Annotated in this window: 16 protein-coding genes; 7 read left to right on the top strand and 9 right to left on the bottom strand. The window is 65.7% G+C overall.

From position 1 onward, the window contains the following. Nucleotides 1-118: 118 nt before the first annotated feature. From EHO51_RS14125 to EHO51_RS14110, 4 genes are read left to right on the top strand one after another with little or no spacing between them, the layout of a single operon-like run. On the top strand, nucleotides 119-550 hold the full coding sequence (locus EHO51_RS14125; RefSeq protein ID WP_124739418.1) for a DUF1810 domain-containing protein: 432 nt from the start codon (nucleotides 119-121) through the stop codon (nucleotides 548-550). Between the two features lie 48 nt (nucleotides 551-598). After that, nucleotides 599-2,692, top strand: a complete 2,094-nt coding sequence (locus EHO51_RS14120) for a carbon starvation CstA family protein (protein WP_124739417.1) — start codon at nucleotides 599-601, stop codon at nucleotides 2,690-2,692. Beyond that, nucleotides 2,658-2,885 carry a YbdD/YjiX family protein gene (locus EHO51_RS14115; protein ID WP_123174565.1) on the top strand — a complete coding sequence of 76 codons (228 nt, stop codon included), beginning with the start codon at nucleotides 2,658-2,660 and terminating at the stop codon, nucleotides 2,883-2,885. The genes EHO51_RS14120 and EHO51_RS14115 overlap by 35 nt, the downstream gene beginning before the upstream one ends. Nucleotides 2,886-2,937: 52 nt before the next feature. After that, nucleotides 2,938-3,780, top strand: coding sequence for a uracil-DNA glycosylase (locus EHO51_RS14110; protein ID WP_124739416.1), 843 nt, complete (start codon nucleotides 2,938-2,940; stop codon nucleotides 3,778-3,780). Nucleotides 3,781-3,990: 210 nt separating this feature from the next. On the opposite strand, the gene ispG is transcribed toward EHO51_RS14110, so the two are convergent. The 7 genes from ispG to EHO51_RS14075 form a co-directional block, all read right to left on the bottom strand. Then, nucleotides 3,991-5,289 carry a flavodoxin-dependent (E)-4-hydroxy-3-methylbut-2-enyl-diphosphate synthase gene (gene ispG / locus EHO51_RS14105; RefSeq protein WP_124739415.1) on the bottom strand — a complete coding sequence of 433 codons (1,299 nt, stop codon included), beginning with the start codon at nucleotides 5,287-5,289 and terminating at the stop codon, nucleotides 3,991-3,993. A gap of 156 nt (nucleotides 5,290-5,445) precedes the next feature. Next, the gene (locus EHO51_RS14100) at nucleotides 5,446-5,856 is read right to left on the bottom strand and encodes a VOC family protein (protein WP_124739414.1); all 411 of its coding nucleotides are present in this window, start codon (nucleotides 5,854-5,856) and stop codon (nucleotides 5,446-5,448) included. A gap of 64 nt (nucleotides 5,857-5,920) precedes the next feature. Next, nucleotides 5,921-6,766, bottom strand: a complete 846-nt coding sequence (locus EHO51_RS14095) for an SDR family oxidoreductase (protein ID WP_124739413.1) — start codon at nucleotides 6,764-6,766, stop codon at nucleotides 5,921-5,923. After that, nucleotides 6,763-8,133, bottom strand: coding sequence for a thiamine phosphate synthase (locus EHO51_RS21320; RefSeq protein WP_348629943.1), 1,371 nt, complete (start codon nucleotides 8,131-8,133; stop codon nucleotides 6,763-6,765). The genes EHO51_RS14095 and EHO51_RS21320 overlap by 4 nt, the downstream gene beginning before the upstream one ends. A 3-nt stretch (nucleotides 8,134-8,136) precedes the next feature. Beyond that, on the bottom strand, nucleotides 8,137-8,928 hold the full coding sequence (locus EHO51_RS14085) for a thiazole synthase (RefSeq protein WP_124740171.1): 792 nt from the start codon (nucleotides 8,926-8,928) through the stop codon (nucleotides 8,137-8,139). Between the two features lie 9 nt (nucleotides 8,929-8,937). Beyond that, the gene (gene thiS, locus EHO51_RS14080) at nucleotides 8,938-9,081 is read right to left on the bottom strand and encodes a sulfur carrier protein ThiS (protein ID WP_332310760.1); all 144 of its coding nucleotides are present in this window, start codon (nucleotides 9,079-9,081) and stop codon (nucleotides 8,938-8,940) included. Beyond that, nucleotides 9,056-10,114 carry an FAD-dependent oxidoreductase gene (locus EHO51_RS14075; protein WP_124739412.1) on the bottom strand — a complete coding sequence of 353 codons (1,059 nt, stop codon included), beginning with the start codon at nucleotides 10,112-10,114 and terminating at the stop codon, nucleotides 9,056-9,058. Before EHO51_RS14075 ends, thiS begins: the two co-directional genes overlap by 26 nt. Before the next feature lie 322 nt (nucleotides 10,115-10,436). Here EHO51_RS14075 and EHO51_RS14070 point away from each other — a divergent pair, with 322 nt between their 5' ends. Next, nucleotides 10,437-11,033, top strand: a complete 597-nt coding sequence (locus EHO51_RS14070) for a hypothetical protein (RefSeq protein ID WP_124739411.1) — start codon at nucleotides 10,437-10,439, stop codon at nucleotides 11,031-11,033. A gap of 3 nt (nucleotides 11,034-11,036) precedes the next feature. On the opposite strand, the gene EHO51_RS14065 is transcribed toward EHO51_RS14070, so the two are convergent. Next, the gene (locus tag EHO51_RS14065) at nucleotides 11,037-11,432 is read right to left on the bottom strand and encodes a cell division protein ZapA (protein ID WP_124739410.1); all 396 of its coding nucleotides are present in this window, start codon (nucleotides 11,430-11,432) and stop codon (nucleotides 11,037-11,039) included. Between the two features lies 1 nt (nucleotide 11,433). Beyond that, nucleotides 11,434-11,757, bottom strand: a complete 324-nt coding sequence (locus EHO51_RS14060) for a DUF4164 family protein (RefSeq protein ID WP_124739409.1) — start codon at nucleotides 11,755-11,757, stop codon at nucleotides 11,434-11,436. Nucleotides 11,758-11,982: 225 nt separating this feature from the next. Here EHO51_RS14060 and gap point away from each other — a divergent pair, with 225 nt between their 5' ends. Both gap and EHO51_RS14050 read left to right on the top strand, forming a co-directional pair. Then, nucleotides 11,983-12,990, top strand: a complete 1,008-nt coding sequence (gene gap / locus EHO51_RS14055; RefSeq protein WP_124739408.1) for a type I glyceraldehyde-3-phosphate dehydrogenase — start codon at nucleotides 11,983-11,985, stop codon at nucleotides 12,988-12,990. A gap of 72 nt (nucleotides 12,991-13,062) precedes the next feature. After that, nucleotides 13,063-14,268, top strand: a complete 1,206-nt coding sequence (locus tag EHO51_RS14050) for a phosphoglycerate kinase (RefSeq protein ID WP_124739407.1) — start codon at nucleotides 13,063-13,065, stop codon at nucleotides 14,266-14,268. Nucleotides 14,269-14,296: the final 28 nt, after the last annotated feature.

The following is a 14,296-nucleotide window of genomic DNA, read 5'->3' as shown; positions in this document are numbered from 1 at the left end:
ACCGAGGTCCGACCGGGAATCCAGAGCCAATTCAAGAATGTTAGTCTTGCTCTGTATTCCCGATCGCGCGCGTGGCGCGCGTCGGGAATCACATCGGCGTTGATCAAAGGATTTGGTCATGACCGGCGCCTCGGACGATCCTTACAACCTCGCCCGCTTCGTCGTGGCGCAGGATCCGATCTATGCGGCCGCGACGGCGGAACTCGCCGCCGGCCGCAAGCGCAGCCACTGGATGTGGTTCGTTTTTCCGCAGCTCGAAGGCCTGGGCGCAAGCGCCATGGCGCAGCGCTACGCCATCCGCTCGCTGACCGAGGCGCACGCCTATCTCGCGCATCCCCTATTGGGCGCCCGGCTCAAAGAATGCGTCGGACTCGTCAACAAAGTCGGGGGCCGCAGCGCGCATGAAATCTTCGGCTCTCCCGATGATTTGAAGTTTCATTCGTCGATGACGTTGTTTGCGGCGGCGGCGCCGCAAGAGCCGCTTTTCGGCGAGGCTCTGCACAAATATTTCGCCGGCCGCCGCGATCCCTTGACCCTCGCAAAATTATAAGTTTCGTTGAACTCGATGCGCCGAGAGTGCGCGCTAATCGGGGTCCTAATGTCGATCATCAACATCGCCGACAGCCGTCAGACGTTGAAGCTGTTTCCCTGGGCGCTTGTGTTCGCCCTCGTGCTGTTCTCGCTTTACACGCTCGCGGTCTCACGCGGCGAGAACGTCAACGCCATGTGGCTCGTCACGGCGGCGATCGGAACCTACGCCATCGGCTATCGCTTCTATTCGCGCTTCATCGCCGAGCGGGTGCTGGGGCTCGATGCGCGCCGCCGCACCCCCGCGCATCGGCGCAACGACGGGCTCGATTATGTGCCGACCGACAAATGGGTGTTGTTTGGCCACCATTTCGCGGCCATCGCCGGCGCCGGCCCCCTAGTGGGGCCGGTGCTCGCGGCGCAAATGGGCTATCTGCCCGGAACCTTGTGGCTTTTGACCGGCGTCATTTTCGCCGGCGCCGTGCAGGATTTTCTCGTCCTGTTCATCTCGACGCGCCGCGACGGGCGCTCGCTCGGCGATCTCATCAAGACCGAGATGGGCCGCGTGCCGGGCGTCATCGCCATGATCGGCATTCTCACCATCATGATCATCCTGCTGGCGGTGCTGGCGCTCGTCGTGGTCAAGGCGCTCGCGGATAGTCCCTGGGGCGCGTTCACCGTTCTGGCGACGCTGCCGATCGCCGTTTTCATGGGCGTCTACGGCCGCTATCTGCGGCCCGGGCGCATCGGGGAAATGTCGGCGATCGGCTTCGTTCTGCTGCTCCTGAGCATCGCGCTCGGCCGCACCGTGTCGGAGAGCGCGTTGCTCGCGCCGCTCTTCTCCTTCAAGGCCGAGACCCTCGCCTTCATGCTCATCGGCTATGGCTTCGTCGCCTCCGTCTTGCCGGTGTGGCTGTTGCTCGCGCCGCGCGACTATCTGTCGACCTTTCTGAAGATCGGCACGATCCTGTCGCTCGCGATCGGCATTTTCATCGTCTGGCCCGACCTCCAGATGCCGGCGGTCAGCCGCTTCATCGACGGCACCGGCCCGGTCTTCGCCGGCAGCGTCTTCCCGTTTCTGTTCATCACCATCGCTTGCGGCGCCGTGTCGGGCTTTCATGCGCTTGTGTCCTCCGGCACGACGCCTAAGATGATCGGCGACGAAACGCAGACCCGCTTCATCGGCTATGGCGCAATGCTGATGGAGTCCTTCGTCGCGGTCATGGCGCTGATCGCCGCAAGCGTGCTGGAGCCCGGCGTCTATTTCGCTATGAACAGCGCGCCGGCGCTGATCGGCGCGACGCCGGACTCCGCCGCGGCGGCGATCTCTTCATGGGGCTTCGCGGTCACCCCGGAGACGCTGTCGGGCGTCGCCGCCGAAGTCGGCGAGAAGACGATTCTGTCGCGCACCGGCGGCGCGCCGACGCTCGCCGTCGGCATGGCGCATATTCTCTCTTCCGCCGTCGGCGGCTCGGCGGCGAAAGCCTTCTGGTATCATTTCGCGATTCTTTTCGAGGCGCTGTTCATCCTGACCACGATCGACGCCGGCACGCGCGTCGCGCGCTTCATGATCCAGGATCTCTTCGGCGCCTTTTTTCCCGCCTTCGGGAATACGCGCGCCTGGGCCCCGAACCTCGCCGCCACCGCCATCGCCGTGAGCGGCTGGGGCTATTTCCTCTATCAGGGGGTGATCGATCCGCTCGGCGGGATCAACACGCTGTGGCCGTTGTTCGGCATCGCCAATCAGATGCTCGCGGCGATCGCGCTGACGCTGTGCGTCGTCGTGCTCTATCGGATGAAGCGCGAGCGCTACGCCTTTGTCGCTATCGCGCCGACGGCGTGGCTCTATATCTGCACGCTGACGGCGGCCTTCGAGAAAATCTTCCATGAGGATCCGCGCATCGGCTTTCTGGCGCATGCGAGAAAATTCGCCGCCGCCGCCAATAAGGATCAGCTGCTGGCGCCGGCGAAGACTCTCGCCGAGATGCAGCGCGTCATCTTCAACGACTATGTCGACGCGACGCTTTGCGCGATCTATGTCGCGCTGGTTCTGGCGATGCTCGGCTTCGCCATCAGAGCCATCCGCGCCGCGCGCGCCGCTGAGCATGTCACCACGCGGGAGACCGAGGATGAATTGCACGATCTGCAGCCTGCCGGGGCTTGATCTCAATCGTCTCGCGCGCAAGCTGCGCGACGGCGCGAAGCTGATGGTCGGGCAGGGCGATTACGACGCCTATGTCGCGCATGTCCGCGCGCTCCACGACGGCGAGGCGATCATGACGCGCGACGAATTTTTCCGGGCGCGCGAGAATGCGCGTTTCGGCGCCGGCGGCGAGCGCGCGTTTCGCTGCTGTTGAGGCTGCTGAAACGAGGCCATGACGGCTTTCGCAGCCTGCGGTAATGTCGCTCATGGCTCCATCTTCCACGCCTGAAACCCGCGCCGCGCTCCGGGCGCTTCTCGACTGGTATGTCGAGAGCGGCGTCGATCTTGGGCTCGACGAGACGCCGCACGACCGCTACGCCGATAGCGCGCGGGCTGCCGTGGCGCAGCGCCCCCAGGCGTTGGACACAAGAGCGCCGCCGATCCCGTTACAGCCACAGGGCGCCGACCCCCCGCGCCGCGCCGCGGCGCCGATCGCCGCGCCGGATGAGGCCGTTCGCGCCGCGGAGCAGGAGGCGTCCAGCGCGCGCGATCTTGACGAACTCGCCGCGCGTCTCGCCGATTTTCCGCACGCGCCCTTTCGCGACATGGCGCAGCATTTTCTGTTCGGCGCCGGCGCGCCGGCAGCGCGACTCATGGCGTTCGACGCCGCGCCGGGCGTGACGGAAGAAACAAGCGGCGAGGCGTTCAGCGGGCTTTCGGCGAAACTCCTCGACAATATGCTGGCGGCGATTGGCTTCGATCGCTCAAGCGCTGCTCTCGCCTATGTCTCGCCCTGGCGCCCGCCCGGCGATCGCGCGCTCAGCCCGCACGAAGCGGCGATCTTCGCGCCATTCGCGCGACGCCGGGTCGAATTGGCGCGGCCTGACGTTCTGCTGATTTTTGGCGAAGCGCCGGCGCGGATCATGCTGACGACCAACGAGCCGGTGGGAAAGCTGCGCGGCAAGGCGTTTGAAGCGCGCTGCGGCGCGCATGTCGCGCGCGCCTTCGTTTTTTCCAGTCTTGAGGCGATGCTGAAGAGCGCGGCGTTGAAGCCCGCCGCCTGGCGCGATCTGCGACGGGTCGCGGCGGCGCTGCAAGAGCATTGCTAGCGCCCCCTCCCTGTCCCTCCCCCGCTTGGCATACCGGGTGTTCCCGGTTTGCGCATCGACGCCGAAGTCGGCAACAGCCGACTTCGGACGGGAGAGGGGACGCAAACGATCAGCATTACGCGAACTGGATCGCGCAGCCTTTTGCGAAATCGGGATGATGGCGCAGTCTGCTCCCTCTCCCGCGAAGCGGGGGAGGGCTGGGGTGGGCGCCTACTCCGCCGCTTCGCCCTTCGCGCCGCCGCCAAAGCGGCGCACGATGTAATCGTCGACGATGCGGGTGAATTCCTCGGCGATGCCCTCGCCGCGCAAGGTCATCGCCTTCTTGCCGTCGATGAAGACGGGCGCGGCCGGAGTCTCCCCGGTGCCGGGCAGCGAAATGCCGATGTCGGCGTGTTTCGACTCGCCGGGACCGTTCACGATGCAGCCCATCACCGCCACATTGAGCGTCTCGACGCCTGGATATTGCGCGCGCCAGGCCGCCATCCGCTCGCGGATATGCGCCTGGATGTCGCGCGCGAGTTCCTGAAAGACGGTCGAGGTGGTGCGCCCGCACCCGGGGCAGGCCGCGACGAGCGGCACGAAGGTGCGAAAGCCCATGGTCTGCAGAATTTCCTGGGCGACGCGCACTTCGAGCGCGCGGTCGCCGCCGGGTTCGGGCGTCAGCGACACGCGGATCGTATCGCCGATGCCGTCCTGCAGCAGCACGCCGAGCGCGGCCGAGGACGCGACGACGCCCTTCGAGCCCATGCCGGCTTCGGTGAGGCCAAGATGCAGCGCATAGTCGCTGCGCGCCGCCAGCATGCGATAGACGGCGATGAGGTCCTGCACGGCCGAGACCTTCGCCGAAATGACGATGCGGTTTTTCGGCAGGCCGATTTCTTCGGCGCGCCGCGCCGACATCAGCGCCGAGCGGACCAGCGCCTCGCGGGTCACGGCCCGAGCGTCGAGCGGCCGGTCCGAGGCGTGGTTCAAATCCATGAGATAGGTTAGTAGCTCCTGGTCCAGCGAGCCCCAATTGGCGCCGATCCGCACCGCCTTGCCGTGCTTGGCGGCAAGTTCGACGATCGAGGCGAACTGCTTGTCCTTCTTTTCCTTGAAGCCGACATTGCCGGGATTGATGCGGTATTTGGCGAGCGCCTCGCCGCAGGCGGGATGATCGGCGAGAAGCTTGTGGCCGATGTAATGGAAATCGCCGACCAGCGGGACGTGGCATCCCTTCTGCGCGAGCTTCTCGAAAATATGCGGCACGGCCGCCGCCGCCTCGTCGCGATCGACGGTGATGCGCACCAGCTCCGAGCCCTGCTGCGCCAGCGCCAGAACCTGCGTCACGGTCGATTCGACATCCGCGGTGTCGGTGTTGGTCATGGACTGGACGACGACCGGCGCGCCGCCGCCGACGATCACCGCGCCGGGGCCCGCGCCAATAGCCACCGCGCATGTGCGCCGGCGGGGCGCCGGTTCGGCGACGACGGGGTCGGGCAGACGGGTCTCTGATGCGGCTTCGTTCATGGCGGTCGTTTCGGCGGTCGTTGCGGACGCCGATAGGTCGCCCGTAACGGCCGCAAGGTCAAGCGCTCCGGAAATAGACGACGGCGGCGATGACGACGCTTTCTGATCTTCGCGCCGCGAGCATGCCCTAGACGGCGATGAGGTCAGACCTTCCGCCTAGGCGCTAGGCGGTTTTGGCGTCATCCAGGCGACGAAGGCGCCGCCCGGCTGTTGCAGCACCGCCATGCGGCCGACGCCGGGGATCTCCAAGGCGTCCTTGCAGATGATGGCCCCGGCGGCCTTGGCCTTCTCCAGGCGGGCGTCCACGTCATCGACGCCGATATAGGTCAGCCAATGTTCTGGAACGCCCGCCAGTTCCGGGCCTTTCATCTCGAACATGCCGCCGACCCGCGCGCCCTGCGAACTGATGATCCAGTATGTGAAGCCCTCCATCGGGATGCCCTCGAAGCTCCAGCCGAGAGTTTGGCTGTAAAACTTCTTCGCGCGCTCGACGTCGCGGACATTGAGTTCGTTCCAGCAAACCGCGCCATGTTTCGGCGGCGCGCCACAGTCATCGGCGTTGGACATAGCCTCTCCCTTTCAGATCACATGGTTGCGGACGATCGGAAGGATCCGTCCCCGGGCGGGTTGCCTATTTCGGCAGCAGGCCGAGCCGGCGCGCCGTCAGCCAGTCGACGAGCCGCGCCGGCAATAGGCTGCGCAGCGTGTAGTCAGTAAAGCGATTTCTTAACACTGGGATACGGATGGGCGGGCGCGGGGCCGTCAGCGCCCGCAACACGGCGCGCGCGACGACGTCGGGGCCTGGCGCGTGGCGGCCTGCCTCCACAAGCCATTTCAGCATCCTCCCCCCAGGCGCGGCATAGGTCGTGCCCTCGAACATAGCAAGATCAGTCTCTTCGGCCTTGTCCCAGATCGGCGTGGCGATCATCCCCGGCTCGATCAGGACGACATCGACGCCATAGACGATCAGCTCGCGCCGCAGCGCGTCCGACATGCCCTCTAACCCGAATTTCGATGCGGCGTAGGCGCCGAGAAAAGGCGCGGCGACGCGACCGGCGACCGAACTCATATTGACGATGCGGCCGGGCGCGCCGCGCCGCTGCGCGCCGAGCAGGGGCGCAAATGCCTGGATGATTCGAAGCTGGCCGATCAGATTGACCTCGATCTGGCGCCGAAAGTCGTCGATCGGCAGATGCAGCAGCGGGCCGGGAACGGCGACGCCGGCATTGTTGACGAGGCCCGCGAGCGTTTCGTCGCCGAGCCGGGCTTCGACGTCGCGCGCCGCGGCCGCGATGGAGTCGGCGTCGGTCACGTCGAAGAACAGCGGAATGACGGACACGCCGTGTCGAGCCGTGAGCGCGGCGGCGTCGGAATCCTTACGGACCGATGCGAAGACGAGAAACCCCTTCTCGACCAGTAGGCTGACGCAGGACGCGCCGATCCCGGTCGAGGCGCCGGTCACGACCACGGCCTTCATACCCGTTCTCCCAATGTCGCGAGGAGGTTCGCCAGCGCCACGCGCGTTTCGCCGTCGGCCCGGCCATCGACTTGGGTGGGGCGGAAGTGGCGCTGAAACGCCTCGACCGCCTGGACCGTCTGGGCGTCATAGACGCCGGTTTGCTCCACGCGATAGCCGTAAGCCGCGAGGTCGCGCTGGAGCGAGGCGACCTTGGCGCCCGCGTCGCCGAGCGAGACTGTCGTGGCGCCGAGACCCGGGTTTTGCTCGACAACCCGCCCGACGCCAAGGCGGGCGAGTTCCTCCCAAGGGAAGAACTCGCCGGGGTCGCGTTTGCGGCCAGGGGCGATGTCGGAATGGGCCAGCACGCGTTCGGGCGGTATCGCATGTCGCCGGCAGATGTCCTTGGCGAGCGCCGCCGTCGCCTCGATTTGCGCGGCCGGATAGGGACGCGGGTCGTCGTGGCCGGGGTGAACGATCTCGATTCCAATCGAAGAGGAATTCATGTCGGTCTCGCCGGCCCAGAAGCTTATCCCGGCATGCCAGGCGCGCCGCGCCTCCGGCACGAGCTGCAATATGCTTCCGTCTTCGTTGACGACATAATGCGCCGAGACCTCGGAGCGCTCATTGCAGAGCAGGGCGAGCGCCGATTCGCCCGTCGGCATTCCCGTGTAATGAAGCACCAGCGACGAGATCGGCCGCAGGCGCTCGCCGTGATTAGGGGAGGGGCATACGCGCGCATCGGCGTAGTCCAGCGAGAAGAAACCTTCGCCGTCGCGCCATGGCTGCGTCGCAGACAGCCATTCCCGCGCGCGCGCCTCGGGTTCGGCGTTGCGCAAAATGTCGGTGACGACGCAGGCGCTGTCGGCGCCCGCGGCAAGCGCGGCGATGGCGCGTTCGGGGGTCAGTCCGCCGATCGCCACTAGAGGCGTCTCGCCGATCTGCGCCTTCCAGGCTGCGAGCCGGGCGAGACCCTGCGGCGCAAAGGCCATTTGTTTCAGCAGCGTGGGATAGACCGGCCCCAGCGCGACATAGTCCGCCTCGAGCGACAGCGCCCGGTCAAGTTCGGCTTCATCATGCGTCGAAACGCCGATCCTGACGCCGGCGCGGCGCAGCGCGGCGATATCGGCGCTATCGAGATCCCCCTGTCCGAGATGAACGAAGTCGCAGCCTTCCTCCAACGCGAGCCGCCAGTAGTCGTTGACGACGAGCTGCGCGCCATGTCGCGCGCACAACTCCCGCGCCGTCGCGATCTGCGACCGCACGTCGGGCTCGGCGCGATCCTTCACCCGCAGCTGCACGAGCTTAACGCCCTGCGGCAGCAGGCGGGAAAGCCAGTCGGCGTCGTCGACGATGAGATAGAACGGATCGAGCCTCAGCGCCGCCACCCGCTACGCCAGTCTGTCGAAGGGACGGCCGATAATCGGCGTCGAAGGTTCCGCCATGTCGCGCGGCGTCATCGGCTGCGCGCGGAAACCGGCGCGGCCGGCTTCGATCGCGAGGGCGAAGGCCCGCGCCATCAAGACGGGGTCGCCGGCCCGGGAAACGGCGGTGTTGAGCAGCACGGCGTCGTAGCCCATTTCCATGACGAGCGCCGCGTGGGACGGCGCGCCAAGCCCGGCGTCGACGATGAGGGGCGTATCGGGAAAATGCGCGCGCAGCGCCCGCAAGGCGAAAGCGTCATTGACGCCCCGCCCGGAGCCGATCGGCGCCGCCCAGGGCATCAGGACGCGGCAGCCGGCGTCAAGCAGCCTTTCCGCCACGACGAGGTCGTCGGTCGTGTAGGGAAAAACCTTGAAGCCGTCGTCCGAGAGCGCGCGCGCCGCCTCGACGAGCCCGAAGACGTCAGGCTGTAGCGTATCTTCTTCGCCGATGACTTCGAGCTTGATCCAGTCGGTCGCAAAGACTTCCCGCGCCATTTGCGCGGTCGCGATCGCCTCCTTGGCGGTGCGGCAGCCGGCGGTATTGGGGAGCACGCGGACGCCGACGGCGCGGATCAGGCTCCAGAAAGCCTCGCCCGCGCGCGCCCCGCCCGCCTCCCGCCGCAGCGAGACGGTGACGATCTCGCATCCCGACGCGCGAATCGCTTCCGCCAGGATCGCCGGCGACGGATAGCGGGCGGTGCCGAGCAGCAGCCGCGAGGCCAGCGGGACGTCGTAAAGCGTCACCGGGTCAGTATGCATCACACTCGCTCACCCGCCCTGTCTCGGCGTCACGATCTCGACGGCGTCGCCTTCGCGAAGCCGCGTCTCGGCGCGGTCCCTGGCGCGCACGAATTCCTGGTTCAAAGCGGTGCCGACGGTCTTCTCATCATACCCCAGTTCGTCCAGCAGCATTTGCAACGTCGTCGCGCTCACATCCTGCGGCCGCCCGTTGATTTGAATCAGCATCCATCACCTCTGGGAAATACGCGTCATTTACGACGACCTCAGCCGCGCGGCGCGCCAGCGCCGGCGCAAGCAGGAACCCGTGGCGGTAGAGCCCATTGATATAGAGTGTGTGACCCCGCTTCAAAAGGCGGGGCAGATTGTCGGCGAAGGCGGGACGGAGGTCCGAGCCGGTTTCGACAATTTCGGCCTCGGCGAAGGCCGGGTGGACCGCAAAGGCGGAGTTGACGAGTTCGACGACCGACCGCGCGGTGACCCGCGCGCGCTCCTCATTCTCGATCATCGTCGCGCCGACCATGAACAGCCCCTCGCCGCGCGGAACGACATAAACCGGCCGGCGCGGATGCAGCATGCGCACCGGACGCGCCAGGGAAATCTCGTCGCTACGCAGAATCAGCATTTCGCCCTTGACGCCGCGCAAGCCGGGAAGCGCGTCGCGCGCCGCAAAGCCGCGGCAGTCGATGATCCAATCGGGGATCGTCGCCAGTGCAGCGGCGTCCTGCTGAACATGCAGCGTCACATTCGGCGTTTGCGCGAGGCGCCCGGTCAACGCACGGAGCGCCGCGCGGGGATCGAGATGCGCTTCTTGTCGAAAAAACAACGCCGCCTCGAAGCGGCCGGCGAGATCTGGCTCAAGCGCCGCGATATCCTTTGCGTCCAGCGAGTCGAAATTGCGCGTGCGCCGGGCGAAGTCGGCGAGTTCGGCGCGCTCGCGGGCGGGCGCCACGACAAGACTGCCGGCGACCGTCGCGACTCCAAGCTCGCGCGACCAAAAGTCGAGCGCCTCTTCGCCGAGCGTCGCGACTAGGGGCTCGGCGCTTTGCAGTTCGCACCAGGGCGCGATCATGCCGCCGGCGAAACGCGAGCAGCCGAGGCCCGGCGCAGACTCGCGCTCGACGATCTCCACCTCCACGCCCTTCCGCGCCAGCGCATAGGCGGCGCAGAGTCCGGCGACGCCGGCGCCGATCACGCGCGCGAGCATGAGCGCCGTCTTTCGGGAAAATTCGCTGACACCATCCCTCCGCCAGTCTCAACTGGATCAGGTTCGAAGGGTCGCCGCCCCCGCGTTTCGCGCGTCCTGCGGCCTCTCAGCCCTGTGGCGGCGTCGTTGGAGCGCCGCCGGGCGGGCTCCCCCGGCGGACATAGGCTGACGCGAAGCGCTGAGGCAGTCAAGCGCTGCGCCCAGTCCTTTATTCGCCGCAGGGCGCCGGGACTTGGCGCCGGGGCTTGCCAGACGTCAAACGATGGCTCAGTTTGCGCAAAGAAAAGCGCGCGAAAAAAGCGCAGCATACCGGGAGAAAATCATGAGATTCATCAGCAAAACGGCCAGCGTCCGCAGGACGTTGGCCGGCGCCGTTCTTTGTGGCCTGCTCGCCTGCGCGATTTCAGCGGCGCCGGCTGACGCGGCGCAGCTCGGCGAAATTTTTCCCATTCCGAATTCGCTGAGCCTCAGCGGGGTTCCGCGCGACTCGCTCCTGAAGATCCAGTCGAAATGGCTGCAGAACGGCCTCGACAATCTCAAGAAGGCGCGCGCTGAAGCCGAAGCGGCGCTTGAAAAAGCCAAGTCCGACGCTCCGGACAAGGTCGCGGCGGCGGAGGAGAAGGTCAAGAAGCTCGATGCGACGATCGCTGAAACTCAGGAAGAACTCGCGCTGTCGGAGAACAGCGATTCGTCGCATGAGATTCAACAAGCGCGCAAACGCAACTTGCTGCTCGCTCTCAATCAGTGGATCAATGAACTCAATCGCCTCGCCACTGAGCAGATGAAGATCGCGATTATGAAGGACGGCGCCGAGGCCATGGCGGCGCAAAACCGGAATTATCAATTGTCGGAACAGGCGGACAATCTCGAAAAAGCCAAGCGCGATCCGAGTTTCGAAGATTGGGGCGTGACGAAGTAATCTTTAGCGGGCAAGCTCGAGACCATCGTCCGGCGACGCGGCCGGCGGCGACAGTTCGCCATTGAGCTTCAAGATCCGACGCGTCGCGTCGCCAAGCGCCTTGGCGGCGAGCGCCGACGCCGCATCGTTCGCCTTGCGCGCGGCGTCGAGTTCGGCGCGCAGCGCAGCGAACTCGGTTTCCGTCGCCTGCGCTTTGGCGCGTGCGTCCGTCGCCTCGTCGGCGATTGCGAGCGCGGCCATTACGATGATGCGCTGCTCGCCGATCTCGCCGAAACTCTCGCGCATCGACTGGATCTTGCTTTCCACGTAACGCGCGAGTTCTTCGATCCGCTGCTCCTCGCCCTCTTCGCAGGACATGCGATAGGTGCGACCGGCGATGGCGACGACGACGGCGGCCATGTCAATCCTCTTGGGTCGAGGCGACGCCTGCCGCGCCGAGCGCCGCGGCGACGCCTTCGCTTGCCGCTTCAAGCCTTCGCAGCACCTCGTCGCGGCTTTTCTCCAGGGCGTTCTGCCGCGCAAGCGCGGCGTCGAGATCGAGGGCGAGACGCGACCGATCATCTTGCATGACGGCGAGTTCTTCTTCGAGTTCGGCGCTGGACAGCTCGTCTTCGAGCTTTGCGGCGACCGTGCGCTCCAGCTGAGCGAGCGCCGTCTGCAGCTCTGCGACGGCGGCCTCGAGCCTCTTGGCGTTTTCTTCGTCGCGCTTATCTGAGTGGTTCATCGCCGGTCGCAGAATGTGCATGGCTTTGCGGCGCGGCGAACGCGCCGAACGATTCGCTTGCCAGCCTGTTCCTAGCATGAATCGCGCAAATCGAAACCGCGCCAATTGGCGCGACCTCGGCGCGTTGACAGGGGGGCGCGAGGTGCTATCACACGCTCGCCTCCAGAGCCCACAGGCTCGATGGCGAGGGCCGCGGAGTTCCGGCGGCGCAAGGAGATTTTCCAAATGACCGTGAGAGTGGCGATCAACGGATTCGGGCGCATCGGCCGCAATATCCTGCGCTATATCATCGAGACCGGACGCACGGACCTCGAAGTCGTCGCCATCAACGATCTCGGCCCGGTCGAGACCAATGCGCATCTGTTGCGATATGACTCAGTGCATGGCCGCTTCCCGCATGAGGTGAAAGTCGCCGGAAACACGATCGACGTCGGCCGCGGCCCCATCCAGGTGACCGCCATCAAAAATCCGGCCGAGCTTCCCTACAAGGACCTCAAAATCGACATCGCGCTGGAATGCACCGGGCTTTTCACCGCGCGCGACAAGGCCAAATTGCTGCTCGACGCGGGCGCGAAGCGCGTATTGGTTTCAGCGCCCGCCGAAGGCGCCGACATTACGGTCGTCTATGGCGTCAATCACGACAAGATCACCAAGGATCATCTCGTGATCTCCAACGCGTCCTGCACGACGAACTGTCTCGCGCCGGTCGCCAAGGTGCTGCACGAAGCGATCGGCATCGAGAAGGGGATCATGACGACGATCCACTCCTATACCGGCGATCAGCCAACGCTCGACACGATGCATAAGGATCTCTACCGCGCTCGCGCGGCGGCGCTGTCGATGATCCCAACCTCGACGGGCGCGGCGAAGGCCGTCGGACTCGTGCTGCCGGAGCTGAACGGCAAGCTCGACGGCTACGCCATTCGCGTGCCGACGCCCAACGTCTCGGCGGTCGATCTGAAGTTTGTCGCCAAGCGGGCGACGACGAAGGACGAGGTGCACGCCGCGATCAAGGCCGCCGCCGACGGTCCGCTCAAGGGCGTGCTCGGCTACACGGACGAAAAGCTTGTGTCGATCGACTTCAACCACAATCCGCTCTCGTCCTGCTTCCATCTCGACCAGACCAAGGTCCTCGACGGCAATCTCGTGTCGATCCTGTCCTGGTACGACAATGAATGGGGCTTCTCCGGCCGCATGACCGATGTGGCGAGCGCGATCGGCAAGCTTCTTTAAGCATTGTTCCGCCACGCCGGCGCGGACCCATGGGTCCGCGTCTCTTTTTCAAGCCGCGATTGGACGCTCGACATGACCGCTTTCCAAACTCTCGACGACGTCGACGTCAAAGGAAAGCGCGTGTTGCTGCGTGTCGATCTCAATGTGCCGATGGAGGATGGGCGCGTCACCGACGCGACGCGCATCGAGCGCGCGCTGCCGACAATCAACGAGATCGTCGACAAGGGCGGCAGAGTCATTCTGCTTTCGCATTTCGGCCGACCAAAGGGCCAGCGCGTCGACGCGGAGTCGCTGCGCCAGGTCGTCCCGACGCTCGAACATGTTCTGAAACGCAAGATCGCCTTCGCCGACGATTGCGTCGGCGACGCTGCGGCGAAGATCGTCGACGGGCTCAAGGACGGCGACGTCGCCTTGCTTGAGAACACGCGCTTCCACAAGGGCGAAGAAAAGAACGCCGCCGACTTTATCGACGCGCTCGCCAGGAACGGCGATATCTTCGTCAGCGACGCTTTCTCGGCGGCGCATCGCGCGCACGCCTCGACCGAAGGCATTGCCCACAGACTGCCGGCCTATGCCGGCCGCGCCATGCAGGCGGAACTCGAAGCGCTCGAATCGGCGCTCGCCAATCCGCAGCGGCCGGTCATGGCGATCGTCGGCGGCGCGAAAGTGTCGACGAAGCTCGAACTCCTGGGCAATCTCGTCGCGAAGGTTGAATATCTCGTCATCGGCGGCGGCATGGCGAACACCTTCCTTGCGGCGCAGGGCAAGCCTGTCGGCAAATCGCTGTGCGAACATGATCTCGCGGGGGCCGCGCGGGACATCCTCGTCAAAGCAGAGAAAGCCGGCTGCGACGTCGTGCTGCCGATCGACGCCATTGTCGCGCAAAAATTCGAGGCGCATGCGCCGTCGCATATCGTCTCGGTCGATCATGTCGGCGAAAACGACATGATCCTCGACGTCGGGCCGAAATCGATCGCCCATATCGAGTCGCTGCTCGCTGCGTGCAAGACGCTGGTGTGGAACGGCCCGTTCGGCGCGTTTGAACTGCCGCCCTTCGACGAAGGCACGAACGCCGTCGCGCAGACCGCGGCGCGGCTCACCGTCGAGGGCAAGCTGCTGTCGATCGCCGGCGGCGGCGACACCGTGGCGGCTCTCAACCAGGCGCATGTCGCGCAGGAATTTTCCTATGTGTCGACGGCCGGCGGCGCCTTTCTCGAATGGCTCGAAGGAAAGACGCTGCCGGGCGTCGCGGCGCTCATGCAATCTTCACAGCGCTGAAACGGCGTACGCTTGGTCCGCGTTTCTT

Source organism: Methylocystis rosea (assembly GCF_003855495.1).
Lineage (GTDB): Bacteria > Pseudomonadota > Alphaproteobacteria > Rhizobiales > Beijerinckiaceae > Methylocystis > Methylocystis rosea_A.
The sequence above is the reverse complement of the archived record's forward strand: the minus strand, read 5'-3'. Positions and strand labels throughout refer to the sequence as shown.